Raw genomic sequence first — 17596 nt, 5'->3', positions numbered from 1 at the left:
ATCCCTCCCCCCCCCCCCCCCCCCCCACCCCCCCCCCCCCCCCCCCCGCCCCCCCCCCGATCCCCCCCCCCACCCGGGCCCCCCTCTCCCCCCCCCCCCCCCCCCCCCCCACCCCGCATCGACCGACCCTGGCAAGGAGTGAAGCGCGCACGCTCTACGTGCGCCGATACCGCGATGCTCACATCCTTCATTCAAGACACCGGCGCCCAGTACTTAGCCTCGCTGCTGGCTGCCCTCACGATGGTGGCGGGCGGCGCCCTGCATGCACGATGGCGCCGCCGCGCCCGCGCTCGGCAGACGACCACACCCGCACGGCGCCACGATCATGCCGGGGGCGACGCCGCCCCCGCGCCGGGCCTTTCGACGCAGGACCGGCCGATGTCGTCATACGGACGACTTGAGGAGTCGTCATGAAGACGACAGGCACCTCCCGTGCCACCCCGGGCCCGGACAGGAAACACCACCGCACCCAGGCATGGACCCTGCTGACGGAACACACACCGGGCTCACCCCGCCTGCCCCGCTTCGACAGCGATTCCCCGGGCCGGCTGATGGACATCGCCCGCACCTACGACCGCATCTGCCAGCGCGCCGAGGGCACCCTGCAGCCCGATGCCACCGAACCCGAGATCCTGTCCGCGCTGCTGGCCATCCGCATGCTCCGCGAAAAACTCGAACACGACGAACTCAAACTCACCACCCTGGCCCGCACCAAAAGAATCACCTGGGCGCAACTCGCCGAATGGCAAGAACTCAGCGGCCGCCAGGCAGCCGAGCGCCGCCACCTCCAACTCGGACGCGCCCAGATCCGCCCCGACGGCACAGCAGCACGCACCCAGAACGAACGCGTCGAACACACCAGGGAACTACGCAGCCGCCGCGCCGAACGCAGCTGGGCACTCGAACACGCGGTAAGAATCCGTCACATTGCCGCCCAGCTCGCCGCGATCGACAACCTCCAAGAACGCGTCGACAACTCCCACGAAGCCCTCCTCATGCACGCCCTGGCCCCCCGGCAGAAAAACACCCCCCAGCCGCCGCTACTCATCTGGCCCAGCGCGTTGCGCGAATGCCTGGCACAAGACGAACGCTTTCGCAGCGCCCCACCCCCTGCGACCGACCACGACGGCCTGGACGACGGCAACTGGCAGCGCCAGAAACAAGAAGCAGACATCGTGCACCGCCTGCTCGGACTGATCGGCTACGCCGCCAACCCGCGCAACATCGAACTGTCCGACCTACCCCAGCTGTCCCAGGCGGTCACCGAACTGCACCACGATGCATGCTCCGCAGCCAGACAACGCCGCTGAGCGTGCAACGCCCCTTCCACTCCTGGTGTCTGCTCCACACGAAGGCGTTGAACGGCTCATGGCCGGCTAACGAGGGACTCATGGCTGGCCGCGGGGCGGGGCACGGTTTCGCAGCCGGGGCCGGCCCAGACGGCTCGAGAATCGGCGTGCTCAGCATGGCGGGCCCAGGCTCTTCGTGCCGAGGGCAGCGACTGGCCAGTGCTGCGCCTGCCCTACCGTGCACGGTGCTGCCTGCCGCTGCGCCTGTCCGCCGGATAGCCCCGCGCTGTCAGGCCAAAGGGTGATGAGCGATGGTCAAGCCGGTCGTCCACGGTCGCGGCAAGCTGCCAGTTGACGATGCCCATGGCGGAGGGCGGTCTGCGGGGCCCGACGGGTCTACGCGCCAGTTCCCTCATCCGTGACGTGGTCGCCGGGGTGTTCCGAGGCTGCTGTCTTGGCGTGGAGCCAGGCAAGGTCGTGCAGTCGGTAGCGTCCAGGGTCCAGCGGGGCGAGAAGCCCGGCGTCCACCAGATCTTCGAGGCGGTCCTCGGCTTCGTCCGTGCCGCACTGGAGCATGCTGCGTGCGGTGTTCAGGGAGATGGACGGGCTGGTGTGCGCACCGAGCGTGCGCAGGGTGTGGACTTGTTCCCTCTTGAGCTGGCGATAGCTCAGGTCGAGCGTCGCCCGCACGGCCAGGTCTCCGGCCTGGAGCTCGTCCAGGCGCCGGCGTTCGTCGGCGAGTTTGGCGGCCAGGACTCCCACGGTCCAGGTGCGCCGGGCGCAGAGGCGGGAGGCGGCGATGCGGATCGCCAGGGGCAGGAAGCCGCATGCCTCGACTACCTCCAGGGCCATGGCCGGTTCGGCCGCCACGCGCTCTTCTCCCACGATGCGGGCGAAGAGCTGCAGGGCTTCCTCGCCTGACATCGCGTCCAGGCTCACCAGGTGCGCTCCGGACAGGTCCAGTATGTGTGCCCGGCTCGTGACCAGGGCGGCGCAGCCCTCCATGCCGGGGAGTAGGGGACGTACCTGGGCCGCGTCGCGTGCGTTGTCCAGCAGTACCAGCACGCGGCGGCCATCGAGCACCGATCGGTACAGCGCCGCCCGCTCCTCCATGGTGTCGGGGATCGCCGTGTCCGCCGTACCCAGGGCGCGCAGGAACGCGCCCAGTACGGTCGTCGGCTCTGCCGCCTGGCCCCCGGTGCCCTGAAGGTCGGTGTAGAGCTGGCCGTCGGGAAAGTGGGCACGGGCCGCGTGTGCCACATGCACCGCGAGTGTCGTCTTGCCCACGCCGCCGATGCCGGCGAGCAGGGAGACCGCCATCACCCGGCCCTCGGCCGAGGCCAGGACATTGCCGAGCTCTGCCACGAAGAATGCGCGCCCGGTGAAGTCGGGCACGGTGGCGGGGAGTTGCGCAGGGCGTATCGCCTGCGGCTGGGGCTCAGGCGGTCCTGGGGGCGGCTCGGCGAGCGCCGGGTCGGCCTGGAGGATCCGTTGCTGGAGTTCCTTCAGGCCGGGGCGGGGGTCCACGCCCAGTTCGTCGTCGAGCAGGCGGCGGGTGTCGGCGTAGACCGCGAGGGCTTCTGCTTGGCGTCCGCTGCGGTAGAGGGCCAGCATCAGCAGTTCGCGCAGGCGTTCGCGCAGGGGGTGCGCCGCCGTGAGGGCGGTGAGTTCCGAGACGGCCTCCGCGTGGCAGCCGGTCTCCAGGTCCATGTCCAGGCGGGATTCCAGGAGCCGCAGGCGCCACTCCTCCAGGCGTGTGCGTTCCGTTTCCGCGTACGGCCCGGGGACGTTGGCCAGGGGTTCGCCGTCCCAGAGGCTGAGCGCCTTGTTGACCAGGGAGCGGGCCTGGGCGAGGTCGGCGACGCCGCGCGCTTTCTCCGCCTCCGCCCACAAGTCTTCGGCGAGCGACAGGTCCAGGGCGCCTTCGCTCACCGTGATTGCGTAGCCGCCGGACTCGCTGAACAGGACTCCGGCGGGCAGGGCCTTGCGCAGGCGTGACGCGTACGTCCGTACGGCGGCCAGGGCCTGTGAGGGCGGCTCGTCGCCCCAGAGGGCGTCGATCAGTTCGTGTGACGTCGCCGTGCGGCCGGCGCGCAGGAGGAGCGCCGCGAGCAGGGCGCGCTGCTGCGGAGAGCCCATGGGCAGCTGCTCGGCGCCGTGCCAGGCACGGATAGGTCCGAGCACGCTGAAGCGCAGTCCCGGTGCCTGGGCCGGGGCCGCAGGCGCGGGGGGTGCTGGTCGCTGTCTGGGTGGGAGCGCCTCGTGCGGAGCATGCCCCAGAACGCGAGGCGCTGTCCGCCCCGCAGGCGGGAGCGCCTCGCGGCCGGCGTGCCCGAAAACGCGCCTGTACGCGTCGACCCACGGGCGGTGCTCTGTTTCGGTGACCCCGCACGCGACCAGGAACCCGATCAGTTGATGCTCGTCACGGGGCACTGTCTGACCCTGCACGATGCGGTGAGCGGTGCTGTGCGGCAGCCTTCCCCAGGCGCCCGCCCGTTGTTCCATGTCGCGCACTGTCGGACGGCCGGCCCGCGCGTAAAGCTCCTGCAAGGCGGCCTTGAACTTGCCGATCCCGTCGACATACATCGGGCTTGGCGCCGGACGAATGTCGGCAGAGCCGTAGTGCTCGCCCCGGCGGGCCTGTCTCCACAGATCCATCGCCGCATCGGCCGAAGCACCGCAGGCCCGTGCGTACGCCTGGACGGCACGGGCGCTGGGCACGCCGCGCCCCGACGCCGCACGCTGAAGCGTCGTGGCATGACATCCCGCCCGCTCCGCCAGTTGAGCATAGGACCATCCGCTGGCCGCGCGCTGGGCGCGCAGCCAGCGAGCCAGCTTCTCCAGTGCCCCGTTGGGCGTGGCGATGGGGTTTTCCCTGCGCCCCATGGCCGGTGCGCCTAGGGCGCCAAGACCGCGTGCGTCACCCGCACGATCAGCGGCCCCAGCCGCTGCCCTGCCCCCCGCAGCGCCAGCAGCGTGCCCGCCGAGACCAGACTGGCACCGCCCAGTACCGCCAGCGTCGACGATGCGTCCAGGCCGCTGCCTGACATCACGCAGGCCAGCACTGTGATGACGACGATGACCACAGTGTCGGGTGTCGAGAGCCTGTTGCGGGGTGCGCCGTCTGCGACGCACCCCATAGCGTGAGATGTGCGGGGCATGTCCTGCCTCCTGAGTTCGACGCCCGCGCCCAGGGGCGCGTCGGCGTGTTGCGGGCTCCAGGTATGTCGCCCAACTGGTGTTTGCCGACACCGAGATGGGGATCTGCATCGTGGCATCGCCTCCTTGTGCCAGGCGAGCCCCTTGCGGCCGTTGATGCGCTGGCGTCCACAGTGCAGCGCCATGGCATCAATCGCCGCGGCGGGTGATCGGGGCCGTGATCTGCTGATAGGCATCGCCGGGCAGCCGTGGGGTCAGGCCGGGCCGGTGATAAATGCGGTGTTATCCCAGTCAGACTGTGCCAACGATCGCCTTCGCCGGGTGCCGGCCCCCGGCCCGTTGCGGAAATCATCACCGACCTGGCCTGGCGATACGCGCTGCGCAGGGGGGACTGCAGACAGGAAGGACAGCCGGGTCCAGCGTTCACCGTATGTTTTCGGCTTCGCGAGAAGCTCTCTGCGTCGGAATCGTCCGGCTGCTCCTGAGAGTTGCGGGCTCCACCCATGCGATCAGGAACCCAGCGGTTACACGTTGCCGCGTGAACCGCACAAGATCGGCGCTCTGAGTACGGAGCGTCGATCTTGCATGTCACCAGCACCCGCCGCACGCTGAGGCGGGCCGTCATACCCGCGCGTGCGCTCCCGGCCGATTCCTCCGCAGCCGCAACAGTTCCGGCCGGCGCCTTCCTGGCGCCATATGCCCCCAGGCCGCGGCACATGCTCGGTCTGTCGCCGCGTGCCGCCGAGGAGGCTATTCCGTCCTGCCGGGGTGTGCTCCGGCTGCGGTGCCGCGGCGGCCTGCTCGGCCGGGGCGGCCGTGGTGCAGGAGACGCAGGAGCCTCTGCTTGGTGCGGTCGTGCCTCTTGCTGAATACGCCCCGTCAGAGCGGTTGTCCCGGCTGATCTGGCAGGTGGTCCGGTCGGTCATGACGGTTCCTGTGCTGGGGCCTCGTCGGCCAGGAAGCGGCGGCCGAACTCATGTTCGCGCTAGAGCGGCGTGGAGGAGAATGCGAAGCCACCAGTAATTCGAACATATTGTCTAATATGTGCGGGCGGGGGTGCGATTGCCGGCCTGCTGTGCTCGGCAGTTCGATCCCGTTTTCAGGATGGCTGAATTCCTTCCCGGGTGCTGGTGTGGGGGAGTCGCAGGCGCGCCGGTCTGCGCTTGTGCCGCAGGCGTATCGCATCTGGCTGGCCGGCGAAACGGTGCAGGCTGGATCTGGTTGGAGTGTCCTGCGGAGCTGAGAAAGGCTGAACGGTCTTGAACGTCACCCGCTGATGGCGAACGACGTATTCACGACACACGCAAGAAGGCGTGAGCTGTCGAATTCCCTTGTTCTCCGCGGGCGTTGTCAGTGACGGCATCTACTTTTCGAGAGGGGATCGAGGCAGGCGGCAATGAGCCCGGGGATGGGGAGCAGTGGAACCAGAGGAAATGAATCCAGCTGCCGGCAGCGCGGCTGACGCACGTGAAGCTGTCAGCTATCTGGTGCGGCCGGAGCACGACGAATACATCGCGATCATGGATGTGTTGGAAGGGTCGGTGACCGACCTCACGGTGGCCGAGGCCGCCGCAGCACTCGCCGCAGCCGGGCGGCGCTTGGACGTTCGCGTGGTGGAAAAGCGCCTGGACGCCCTCAAAGACATGGGCGCGGTCTCGATCCGAACCGATACCAGTCACGCCCGCCGCTACACCGAGATCCTGGCCCGGAACTGGCGCTACACCGCCAGCCCCGCCGGCCGGCACGTCCAGCGCTTCTACCGCCAGGTCCTGGCGGGAACGGCCACCGCGCGAGAGATCCCGATCGCCTCGCTGAACCGCATCGTTGTCCAGCTCGAGCAGCTCGCCCAGACACTCGGCACGGCCGACCCCGACACCGGCTGCATCGAGGCTGCCGTGCTGGATGCCGTGAGTGTCGTGTTCACCAGCCACGATGACCTGGACGCCGCCCTGGTCGGAGCGGAGGACGCGCTGATCGGCCTCGCCGACCGGTTCGATCTGGATGAGGAAGACACCAGTGACCTCAAAGGACTGCTGGTCGACTATGCCACCCGTGTGGCGGCCGAACTCGACTCCGGTGCCGCCCGGGCTGCCACGGCGTTGACGAAGCTGCGGCCGTGGTTCGCCCTGCTGGCCCAGGCGGCCGTCGACGCCTCGCAGGCCCGTGCCCTGATCGCCGCCGGCGCCCTCAGCGCCTCCCGCGGGGGACGGATGGGGGACTGGGAGGGGCTGTGCGCCTGGTTCGACGCCCGCAGTGGACGTGCTGCCCGCTTCTCGCTGCGCTTGGTACGGGCGCTGCCGAGCATGCACGCCAACCTGCGGCGGCTGCACTCCTCGGCAGGCACCGCCTCCACCCGCACCCGCGCTCTGGCACTTGCCCAGGCTGTCCTCACCCCGCACATCGGGGTGCAGATCTTCCAGGCCGCCCTCGGCGACCATCCCTGGCGCAAGCTCTATGGCCAGGCCGACGAGGACGCCATGGGCCGCAACCCGTCATGGCGCGGCGGTCCCCAAGTGTCCGTACCGAGTCTGCTGCGCACCTCAGGCCGTTCCGGGCCACGCGGCAAAGGCGCCGCACCACGCGACGACACCACAGCCAAAGCCCAGGTAGCCGAGGCCAGGGCCCGCCGCGCGGCCGAACACCGCACAGCACTCGCCGCCGTGCTGGCTGCGCTGCCCGGCCAGCAGATGGACGAGACAGCAGCCCGTGCTGCGCTTGCCGCCTTGATGGCCGCCGCCCGCGCGGGTGCTGCCGGCTCCCAGCGCACCGGCACGCACGCCGGTCTGGCCTGCACCCTCGTCCACACCGGCACCGGCACCGGCACGCTCAACGCCCCCACTTGGCGTGTGCTGCTGCCCGGCCGCATTCCTCTCTTCCACCGTCCCGGTCAACGCCCCTCCGCGGCAGCCTTGGCCGCCCTGGCCGGCACCACCACGACCCATGACCCCTCTGCCCGCGCGGCCCTGCATATCGCCCCGCACACAGCCCCGCCAACACCAGCCGCGGACCACCGGACCGCGGCTGCCGATCCCCGACGGGAGGGCGCAGCATGAACGACACCCCGAACGTTCCCGCATCCCAACCGGCCGCGCCGCAGCCGCGCCGCCGAAAGGCCTGGCGCCCGGAGGCCGACGCCGAGGTCGCTGCGCTCCTGCGCCGTCTGGCGGCCACCTGCTGGCTCATCCGCGGGCGCCACGACGATCTCATCGCCGCCGTACGCCGCAACGAGCCCGCGTTGCGCTCCGCCGTCGCACGGCTGGGATGGGTCCTCATCGTCGAACGGGACCTGGTCCGCCTGCGCAAGAGTCCACCGCCGCGCCCCCGGGAATGGGCCGCGGCGGGGCCGAGCCCTGCCGCCTGCTCCTGGTTCTTCCTGCTGCTGGCAGCCGCCGAATCGATGCCGCCGCGCACCGCCCTGGGCCACTTGGTCGCCCAGGGCCACGCGGCCGCAGCCGAGGCCGGCCTGCCCACCCACCACGACATCACCGAGCGCCGCGCGATCCTGGCCGCCCTGCACATGCTCGACGACCGAGGTGTTGTCGAATGCCTCGACGGTGATCTCGACCGTTACCTGCGCGACGACCAGGCCCCCGTCCTGCTCGCCGTCCACCACACCCGCCTGGCCTACGTCATCGCCAACCCGGGCACCCTCGACCCGGCTGCCGACCCGCATGCCTGGCTGCAACAGGCGCACCGTGCACCGGATGCCGCCCGCCGGATGCGCCGTGCGCTCGTGGACGACACCTGTGTCCACACCGCACTGTTGGACGACGCCGAAGCCCAGTGGCTGAGCCAGCGCGTGCGCGGCGACGACGGAGGCCCCCTCGCCGCGGCGTTCGGGCTGGTGCTGGAACGCCGGGTGGAAGGGGCCGCGTTCGTGGTGCCCGACGAGGCCTACCGTCACCTGAACGAACTGGGCCCCATGCCCTTCCCGGCCACGGGGACCGTCGCCCACGCCGCCCTGCTCCTGCTCGACCACGCCGCCCTGCACGGCACCATCGACAACGGACCTGGGCCGGGATGGCGCGCCCTGCCTCAAATGGACGTGGTGCACGTACTGACCTCTTTCGGCGCAGACAACGCCGCCGGCCGAGGCGGGTGGAGCGCCGAATACGTTCAAGATCCCCTCTTGCTCGCCGACAAGGTCCGCGGGCTACTCACCGGCCTCCATCTGGTCCAGCCGGCCCCCGCAGCCGTGTCCACAGACCAAGAGGCTGCCTGCATGTGGTGGTTCGCCCCCACCACCGGCCGCTGGGCGCGGGAGAGCCCTGCCCGCCCCAAGCCCGCCCGGACACGTACCAAAGCGGCATCCCCATCCCTCGAACTGCCTCTGCAGCAGGACCTGTTCAACGCAGCCGACACCGACCGCACTACGGAGGAACACCCGGCATGAGCGACATCCTCGATCTGGACTTCTCCCAGCCGCCTATGCCTGTCCCCAGCGGCAACACAGAGCGGTTCACAGGCCGCTGGCGGCTTGTCGCCGCCGGGCTGTCGAACGTGTGGCGCTATGGCGACCTCGAACTGCCGGCCCCCTCGGGCCGGCTGCTGCTGCGCGGTCCCAACGGCACCGGCAAGACCACCGCGCTGGAAGCCCTGTGGCCCTACTTGCTCGACCTCAACTCAGCCAAGCTGGCCGCCGGCAAAGCCCGCCCCACCACGCTGAAACTCCTGATGAGCGAAGGCGCCCTCGCCAAGGGACGCCGCTACGGGTACCTGTGGCTGACGTTCGCCGCGCCAGCCGGTGAAGCAGCCCCCGGCACGTCCGCACAACCGGCAGCAAGCCACGGCGCCGTCAGCTTCGGTGTACGCCTGCAGTACTCGCCCAGCTCCACGCCGGCCGTTCGGGTCGTCCCTTTCACCCTGCCCGGCCAGCCGCTCAAGGACCTGCCGCTGCGTGGCCCCCGCAACAGCGCCCTGGAGCTTGAGGAATTCACTGCCGCCGTCGAGAATGCCGGCGGACGAGTGTTTACCGAGCCCGAGGAATACGTCGAAGAACTGGCCTCCCGCGTCTGGGCCACCACGTCCGGTGAACTGCGCCTGCTCGCCTCACGGCTGCGGGAAGTCCGCAATCCCACCTTGCTGGGCGAAGTCTCCGCGTCCGCGGCCGCCGACGCGCTGCGCCAGTCCCTGCCCGGAGTGGCCGAGGACGTTTTGACCGCCACGGCCGAGGCCCTCGCCGAATCCGACACCACCCGAGACGCCTTCGAACGCGATGAATACGCCGCCACTCTCCTGCAGGACTTCGCCCAGGTGTGGACCGCACACGTCGTCGACGCCACCCGCGCCGCCCATACAGCCGCACGTGAGGCCTACGACAAGGCTGCAGACCGCAAGCGGGAACTCCAGAAGTACACAAGCCTGTTGGAGAATGCGAAAGCCGAAGCCGAGCGGGCGAAAGGCGAAGCCCACCATCTCGAGAACGAGTGCGATAAGGCCCAGGCCGCCATCCGGGCCATCGAGAACAGTCACGCCTACCGCTCCCACCAGCAGGTCATAGACCTGAGCAAGCGGCTCCGCGCCGAGCAGCGCGCCGCATCCAGCCGCTACGACAGCCTGCACGCCGCTGCCCAGCAGGCCCGCACACAGACCCGCACCGGCCAGGCCGCCCTCGACGACATGAGCGGCGACCTCCAGGACCTCGCCGCTGCAGCAGAGGCCGCCGAGGCGGCACCTGTTGCCGTGGACAGCCTGCTGGCCCATCATCCCCGCGGCCGCATCACCCGCCCGGTCGCCGACCGCGTCGCCGACCCTGGACCCGGCCTGACTCTCACCTACGACCGTGACGGCCTCGACCACGCCGCCACCGCCTGGCAGCACCGAGCCCAACAACACTGCTCCACAGCCGACAAAGCCGCACTGGTCCTGCGCGACCACGACCCGGTGGCTGCAGCCGAACGCACAGCCGCAACCGCACACCGCCAGGCCAGCGGCGGCGAGAGCCTCTACGACGAAGCCAGCCAAGCCCACGAACGCGCTACCGTTGCCGCCCGCTCGGCCGCCCACCAGAGCTTGGCCGCCGTCGCCCAGTGGGCCCCGCACCACCCCGTCCTGCGGGGTCTGCACAACGAACCCGCACCCCACACGGACGCCTCGCTCGCCTGGGACACCGATGACGTCGAGGCCCTCCACGACGCGGAACCCGCCACCGTCCGCGACCAGCTCAACACCTGGGCCGAGCACGTCCTGCGCAGCGGTGAAACCCTGGCCGCCGACCACGAGAACGCAGCACGAGGGCACCTGGCCACCGCAGCCAGTCACGACCTCACCGCCGCACAGCACCGCGCGGACGCCCGCCACCTGCGCTCGGGACAGCTTCTGCCGCTACCCCGCCCCGCCTGGGCCCAAGAGGGCCAGGACGACACCGCACTGGGCAGCGCCCTCGAATGGCGCCCAGTCCTCGACAACGCCGACGAGCAGAAGGCGCTGCTTGAACTGGCTCTTGCCAGCGCAGGCATCCTAGGTGCCCACCTCCATCCGGGCGCAGCCACCACCCGCACCTGGAACATCACTCCTGCAGGCCCCATCCAGGAGCCGAACCTGACCGCGGTCCTCGACGCTGCTCCCACCCATCCACAGACCGACCTCGTCCACGCAGTCCTGCAGCGCATCGCCTTGACAGACACTGCAGCCGCCCCCCACCAACACAGCGCGGCCCTGACCATCGGATGCGACGGCACCTTCACCGCGGGGCCCCTCACCGCGGACCCCGCAACCGCCCTGCGTGCCGCCCAACACGCGATTCCCGCCGCGTCGCACATCGGTGCCCGCACCCGCCTGGCCACCGCACACGCCAAGGCCGACGAACTGGACGCCACCGCACACGAACTCGAAGCCGGCGCCACCCACGAGCGCACGCTCGCCGCTGAGCGGCGACAACAACGCGACACCCTGCGCGCCGAGGGACGCTCCTTCCCGCCGAGGGGCGCCCTGACTACGGCCGAGGCCGAACGCGCCCGTACCGCCAAAACCGCCAACGAACGCCGCCTCGCCGCCCAGTCGCTACGCGGCAAAGCCGAACACGCCACGGCAGAACACACCCGCCTGCACACCGCCTGGCAAACTCGTGCGCGCAGTCTGAACCTGCCGGCCGACCCCAGCGACCTGACCGCACTGATCGACACATGCGGCGCCCACGCCCAGACCTTGCGCACCTGTGCATCGCAGCTCTCCACCCGGCTGCTGCCCCGGATCCAGCGGGCCGTGACGGATCTGCCCGACGAGACGGCCCTGGCCGAACACCTCAGCGAACTCCAGCACACCGCCCAAGACCTGCACACCATCGCGCTCGAGACTCAGGCGGAACTCGCCGAAGCCCAATCTCACGGCGACGCCGCAGACGCAGCACGCCGCTACGAGGAGGCGAAGGCCCGGGCAGAAATCCTGCGCAGGCAGCACAAGCAGGCCGCCGAGCAATTCGTCGAGACCCAGAAGAACCTCACCGGCTGCGAAGGCGACCTCGCCACCGCACAAGGCCGGCTCACAGAAATCCTCCCCCTCCAACAGACCACCAGCGCGCACCTGGCTACGCTGCTCGCCTGGCCACCCCTGGCCCAAGCCCTCGGCGCCGAACCGAGCCTCACCGCCCCGGGCCCCGCTGCGGCCGAACTCCTCACCGCCGTCGAGGCCCTTCTCACCCGCCGCCCCACTGCCTCCAAGAAGACCCTCGGTGACCGCTACGACGCGGTCCGCGCCGAACTCGTCCAGACCTGGACCGTCGCCCGTGATGAGCCGCCCGCCGGCCTTGAGGAGCTCGACAACTTCGTCCTCACCCACGCGGAAACCCGCTACTACCCCCTCGACGCCGCCCAGCGCGCCCAGACCCTCGCCGAGCGGGCCAAGGCCGCTCTCGACGCCGCCGAAGCAGCCGCACTGCGCGACTTCGTCATCGGCCGCCTGCCCGCGGCCATCGGCACCGCCTGGGCCGATCTGACCGGCTGGAAGAAGGACGTCAACCGCAAGATGCGGGCCGCCAAAGCATCCTCCGGCGTCGGCGTGCAAGTACAGATCAACCTGCGTTCCGACCTCGATACCGCCACCCGCACCGTGTTCCACCTGTGCTGCGAAATCAGCGACGCACTGCGCACCGACGCTCAGAAGGAAGAAGTCGGCCAGGCACTCCAGGCTCTGCTGGCCGCCACAGACGGGGCCACCATGGCCGAACGCCTCTCCACCGCCATCGACATCCGCAACTGGGTCGACGTCCGATACCTAGTCGAACGACCCGGCCCCGACGGCGCCCCCGTCACCAGCACCTGGGGGCCCCGCACCGGGCTGTCCGGCGGCGAACGCCGTCTGGTCGTCCTGGCCCCCATGCTGGCCGCCATCGCCGCCAGCTACGACCGCTTCACCACCACCGGACTGCGCCTGGTCCCCCTCGACGAAGTCCCCGCCGAAGTGGACGAACGCGGCCGCGAAGGACTCGCCCGCTACCTCGCCACACTCGACCTGGACATCCTGTGCACCTCCTACCTCTGGGACGGCGCACCGGGCGCCTGGGACGGCATCGACGCCCACGACCTCGAAGCCGCCCCCGACAGCACCGTGGTCGCCTTCCCCATGCACATCCGCACGGACCAGCCCCTGCCCGGGGACACAGACACCGCAGCCCACAGTGAGGGAGAGGCATGAGTTGCACCCTGTGCGACGGAGCATGCGACGGGGCCGATCTGGCACCGCTGCTCGTCCCCGAACTCGCTTGGCTGTGGCAGGCCCTGGCTGCCGCAGCCGACCGACGCGGCGACGAGTCCCTCACCCATGGCCCCACGGTGACCGTGACAGTGCCCGACGACCCCGCCCAACGGGCCGCCGCAGCCGGTCTCATCGACCCACGGCCCCTGGAACCAGGACAAAGACGCCGCGTCAGCCTGGACCGACTGGCCTCTGCGGTGGCGGTCCGAGGCTCCCGTCTCACCCCCGGAGCCGTCGCCGCCCATGCCTGCGGCCGACACCTGGCCGTCAACGCCCGCCGCCGCGCTCTGCAGACCGCCGCATCCGACCGAATCCGCACCCAACTTGAGCATGCAGCGGTGGACCTGCCCCACCACATCCGCACACGCGTCGGGCCGCAAACCGTCTTCAGCCGGCTTCGCACACTGGGATGGGTCACCCGTCTGCTCCATACGCCAGACCCGGCGAACCTGCTCGACCAGGCACTGCAGATCGCTGCCCGGCTGCCCCCGACGGGACAACGCATCGACCGTCGCCTTTTGGTACCAGGCAACCCTCATGCACTCGACGCAGGCCCTTTGCCCGCACTGGTGCTGGCCCTGACCGGCTTCGCCGGCATGCCTGCGCGTTCGAGCTGGGGACGTCTCGGAGTGGACTGCGACGACCTCCTCGGCGGACTCATCATCACCGGGATCACACCCCGAGGGTGGCGAATCCCGACGGGAGCTACATTCACCCTTCCACCCCGAGAACTGACCGCCATCGACTGGGAGCCTCCCCAGGACCCCGGCATGTGGGTCTTCGTCACCGAAAATCCGTCCGTGCTCGCCGCTGCAAGCAGCCGAGGCCTCACCCAGGACGGTTCCGTGACGCCACGGGTGATCTGCACTGCCGGCACGCCCTCCCAACACGAATGCGAAGCCATCGGCGCCCTGTCAGCGGCAGGCTGGAACATCGCCGTCCGCGCAGACTTCGACCAGGCTGGCCTGGCGCACACGAGGGCCCTCCTTACCGCCGCACCCGACGCGGTTGCATGGCGGATGGGCGCAGCCGACTACCGCGCGGCCGTCCCCGACAACGCCGAGCGAAAGGACACCGTGAACCTGCAGAGCTCGGACGCTCCGTGGGACCAGGAGCTGGTACCTGCGATGCTCCAGCACGCTGTGCCGGCCTACGAGGAAGACCTCCTCGCCGAGCTGCTCACCGACATCGCCTCCGGTACACCGCAGCTCCCTTCCCCGTCTCACGCGCAGCTGAGCAGAGGACCACTTCGATAACCCTCAACTTATCCTCAGGAACGCCCTGTTCGCGGGCATTCCGGGTGATGATGCGCTGTATGAGAGCGCAGACCAGGCACCGCATCTACGCCGCCCTCGGCGTGGCCGCAGCACTCGGATACGTCCTCCTGCTGTGGCGCGGACCGTGGTGGATCGACGGCGCCCACCTGCGCGAGCGTCACCTCCAGCCCGCCGACGGCGTCGTCATCACCGGTTTTCGGACCATGCTGGTCGCCGTCGGGGCCGGGGCGGTGGCCGCGCTCGGCCTCTACTACACCCGCCGCACCCACCAGCACGCCGAGAAGCTGTACGCGCACAGCCAGGAACAGTTCGCTCACGGGCGCGAGAAAGACCGTGAACAGGCGGAGCTGACCCGGGAGGGACAGGTCACCGAACGCTACGTCGAGGCGATCAAGCTGCTCGGCTCCGGCAACCTGCACCAGCGGCTCGGCGGTATCTACAGCCTCGAACGCATCATGAACGACAGCGACAAGGACCACCGGACCGTCGTCGAGGTCCTCTCCGCCTTCATCCGCACCCCGGCGTCTGGCAGCAACGTCTGCCAGGCGGCGGCGAGTTGTTCCGAGGGTACGGATCCAGAACGCGAGTCCCGCGACTTTCCCGCGCCCGATGTCGCCGCTGCTCTGACCGTGCTCGGGCGCCAGCCCGTCAGAGATAGCCCCGCCATGCCGGATCTGCGTGAGGCCCGTCTCGCTGGCGCCGTTCTGCGCGACGTCAGTCTGGAAGGGGCGAATCTGCAGGGGGCGGTCCTCACCGCAGCCGTCTTCGAGGGTGTCTCGTTCTTCGGCGCCCACCTTGCGTCGGCCACCCTGACCGGAGCCGTCTTCCGCGGCAGCGACCTGTCCCAGGTGATCGCACCGGGTGCTGATCTGACCGGCGTCAACATGGAGGACAGCGTGTTCACGAAGGGTGTAGCTCTTCCGTAGGGAGCTCGTCGAGCGGGCGAAATGGGCAATTAGCCCTGGTGTAGCCGCAGCCAGTGGTCGAGTGTGGCGAAGTCTTCTTCGGTGACGCCGTGCCGGGCATCGACGCGATGCAGGAGGGCCTGGCCCGGGTGGTGTGCCTCGATCCAGGTCCGGTCGGTGTCTGTGATTTCGTCATCGAGCCAGGCGAAGGGGCGTCCGGCGGCCCAGCGGTGGAGGTCGCGGGTCTTCCAGTGGAGTCCGTCCTGCTCGTCCTCGTCGGACGGCTCGGGCCAGGTCACTACGGGAAGTTCCGGCAGGCCCAGCCATGGAGCGAGGCATTCGGGACCATCCCCGCGGGTGCGGGGAGCAGCCTGCGTGACCTGCGGGTTTATCGCTGCCAGGTGCTGGTTTCGAGCAGCTTCGCCGATTCGGGCATAAGGGGCATGGGGTCGATGGATTCTGTGGTGCTGGTGGGGACTTGTGCGTCGAGTATGCGCGCTGCCGGCTGATGCGGCGTGCCGACTCGGCAAACGGGGGAGGTGCGCCCGGCGGCAGCATCGGCTTCGAGATGGGCACCGCCGGGCGCACCCAGCCTGGCACGCAGCACTGACAACAACTCCGGTCCACAGATGCCATCAACAAGCACAGACCCCGAGAACCCCAGCGAGCGGGACGGCGTAGAGGACATCGACGCTCACCCACGCGCGGCCGCGGGACTATCCCTGCGGGTGCGGGGAGCAGCTGGAGGTCCTGCGCGAGCAGCTGAACAACCGGGCCATCCCCGCGGGTGCGGGGAGCAGGGCCACGAACCCCCGGCCTCCGACGACTTCGGGGGACCATCCCCGCGGGTGCGGGGAGCAGGACGGTGAACAGTGCCCTTCCGCCGTCGGGGAGGGACCATCCCCGCGGGTGCGGGGAGCAGACGACGATGGCCAGTCCGAAGCGGCTGCCGTCGGGACCATCCCCGCGGGTGCGGGGAGCAGTCTGCGGCACCGGCCCCCTCCACCTGCTCAGCGGGACCATCCCCGCGGGTGCGGGGAGCAGATAGACCACCACCGCGCAGACGGTTAGCGCGAGGGACCATCCCCGCGGGTGCGGGGAGCACGCCCCGGTCAGGACCAGACGGCCCATGCGCGCGGGACCATCCCCGCGGGTGCGGGGAGCACGAAACCGCCGCAGATTCCTTTGCTCTGCGGCGGGGACCATCCCCGCGGGTGCGGGGAGCACAAAGAGTTGAGACCAACACCAGGCTCCCCGTAGGGACCATCCCCGCGGGTGCGGGGAGCACACGACCATGGTCCCCTGGCCCGGCGCCGTGCCGGGACCATCCCCGCGGGTGCGGGGAGCACGGTGCCGCCGTTGAGGACGGCGGTCTGGCGGCGGGACCATCCCCGCGGGTGCGGGGAGCAGACGCCGAAGAGGCTCCCCTCGCGATCGGCACCGGGACCATCCCCGCGGGTGCGGGGAGCAGTGGACCCTGTCCCAGTGGCAGCGCCCGTCCATGGGACCATCCCCGCGGGTGCGGGGAGCACGGCGAGACGGCCCCGACCACACTGGCCCGCGAGGGACCATCCCCGCGGGTGCGGGGAGCACGGCATGACGCCGGGGGCCAGGAGGCGCAGCAGGGGACCATCCCCGCGGGTGCGGGGAGCACAACCTTAATTCCGGTATTAACGCACGGCGCTAGGGACCATCCCCGCGGGTGCGGGGAGCACCCCCCCGGGCTGCAGGGCGGCGTCCGCCAGCTCGGGACCATCCCCGCGGGTGCGGGGAGCACGGCTCCCTGCTCAACAAGAGCGCGTCCGCCGTGGGACCATCCCCGCGGGTGCGGGGAGCACACGACCATGGTCCCCTGGCCCGGCGCCGTGCCGGGACCATCCCCGCGGGTGCGGGGAGCACGCCATTTCGGCGCCCTCGCGCTCGCGGCCGTTGGGACCATCCCCGCGGGTGCGGGGAGCACCGTTCGACTGGTACGAGGCGGCCAAGGAGAAGGGGACCATCCCCGCGGGTGCGGGGAGCACGGATACAGCGGATCGAGGACCGGACGGTCGCAGGGACCATCCCCGCGGGTGCGGGGAGCACTCCTCGCGGCGGAGGGCGGCGCGTTCGTGGAAGGGACCATCCCCGCGGGTGCGGGGAGCACGACGAGAACGCCGACTACATCAAGCACTTCCAGGGACCATCCCCGCGGGTGCGGGGAGCACAGCACCACGGTCTCCAGCACGACGAAGGGCCTGGGACCATCCCTGCGGGTGCGGGGAGCACAGGTACGCGG

The 17596-nt window shown here is 70.4% G+C and carries 8 protein-coding genes, 2 pseudogenes and 1 CRISPR repeat array; of the genes and pseudogenes, 6 read left to right on the top strand and 4 right to left on the bottom strand.

Translation table 11 applies throughout. The features are described from left to right. Nucleotides 1-410: 410 nt before the first annotated feature. On the top strand, nucleotides 411-1310 hold the full coding sequence (locus ACZ5CR_RS36505) for a hypothetical protein (RefSeq protein WP_468865718.1): 900 nt from the start codon (nucleotides 411-413) through the stop codon (nucleotides 1308-1310). A gap of 423 nt (nucleotides 1311-1733) precedes the next feature. Here ACZ5CR_RS36505 and ACZ5CR_RS36500 read toward each other — a convergent pair. The 3 genes and pseudogenes from ACZ5CR_RS36500 to ACZ5CR_RS36490 all read right to left on the bottom strand — a co-directional run. Continuing rightward, nucleotides 1734-3485 (bottom strand): annotated as a pseudogene (locus tag ACZ5CR_RS36500) (AfsR/SARP family transcriptional regulator); the annotation flags it as partial. Between the two features lie 480 nt (nucleotides 3486-3965). Then, nucleotides 3966-4175: pseudogene (locus tag ACZ5CR_RS36495) on the bottom strand (helix-turn-helix domain-containing protein); the annotation flags it as partial. 11 nt (nucleotides 4176-4186) lie between these two features. Then, nucleotides 4187-4450, bottom strand: coding sequence for a hypothetical protein (locus tag ACZ5CR_RS36490; protein WP_468865715.1), 264 nt, complete (start codon nucleotides 4448-4450; stop codon nucleotides 4187-4189). A 1431-nt stretch (nucleotides 4451-5881) separates the two neighbouring features. Between ACZ5CR_RS36490 and ACZ5CR_RS36485 the strand changes: the two genes are divergently transcribed. Genes ACZ5CR_RS36485 through ACZ5CR_RS36465 form a run of 5 tightly spaced genes read left to right on the top strand, consistent with a single transcriptional unit; the run spans nucleotide 5882 to nucleotide 15342 of the window. Continuing rightward, nucleotides 5882-7501 carry a DUF2397 family protein gene (locus ACZ5CR_RS36485; RefSeq protein WP_468865714.1) on the top strand — a complete coding sequence of 540 codons (1620 nt, stop codon included), beginning with the start codon at nucleotides 5882-5884 and terminating at the stop codon, nucleotides 7499-7501. Continuing rightward, on the top strand, nucleotides 7498-8841 hold the full coding sequence (locus tag ACZ5CR_RS36480) for a DUF2398 family protein (RefSeq protein ID WP_468865712.1): 1344 nt from the start codon (nucleotides 7498-7500) through the stop codon (nucleotides 8839-8841). Before ACZ5CR_RS36485 ends, ACZ5CR_RS36480 begins: the two co-directional genes overlap by 4 nt. Further along, on the top strand, nucleotides 8838-13079 hold the full coding sequence (locus tag ACZ5CR_RS36475) for an SbcC/MukB-like Walker B domain-containing protein (protein ID WP_468865710.1): 4242 nt from the start codon (nucleotides 8838-8840) through the stop codon (nucleotides 13077-13079). The genes ACZ5CR_RS36480 and ACZ5CR_RS36475 overlap by 4 nt, the downstream gene beginning before the upstream one ends. Beyond that, on the top strand, nucleotides 13076-14395 hold the full coding sequence (locus tag ACZ5CR_RS36470) for a DUF2399 domain-containing protein (protein ID WP_468865707.1): 1320 nt from the start codon (nucleotides 13076-13078) through the stop codon (nucleotides 14393-14395). Before ACZ5CR_RS36475 ends, ACZ5CR_RS36470 begins: the two co-directional genes overlap by 4 nt. Nucleotides 14396-14454: 59 nt before the next feature. Beyond that, entirely contained in the window at nucleotides 14455-15342 is an 888-nt protein-coding gene (locus ACZ5CR_RS36465; RefSeq protein WP_468865705.1) for a pentapeptide repeat-containing protein, read from the top strand. 29 nt (nucleotides 15343-15371) lie between these two features. On the opposite strand, the gene ACZ5CR_RS36460 is transcribed toward ACZ5CR_RS36465, so the two are convergent. Continuing rightward, entirely contained in the window at nucleotides 15372-15620 is a 249-nt protein-coding gene (locus tag ACZ5CR_RS36460) for a hypothetical protein (RefSeq protein WP_468865704.1), read from the bottom strand. A gap of 413 nt (nucleotides 15621-16033) precedes the next feature. Next, a CRISPR array of direct repeats spans nucleotides 16034-17586; the repeat unit is 29 nt; unit sequence GGGACCATCCCCGCGGGTGCGGGGAGCAC. Between the last annotated feature and the right edge of the window lie 10 nt (nucleotides 17587-17596).

This window comes from Streptomyces sp. NPDC031274, from assembly GCF_055570235.1.
Note: the sequence above shows the minus strand (reverse complement) of the source record. Positions and strands in the feature narration are given on the sequence as shown.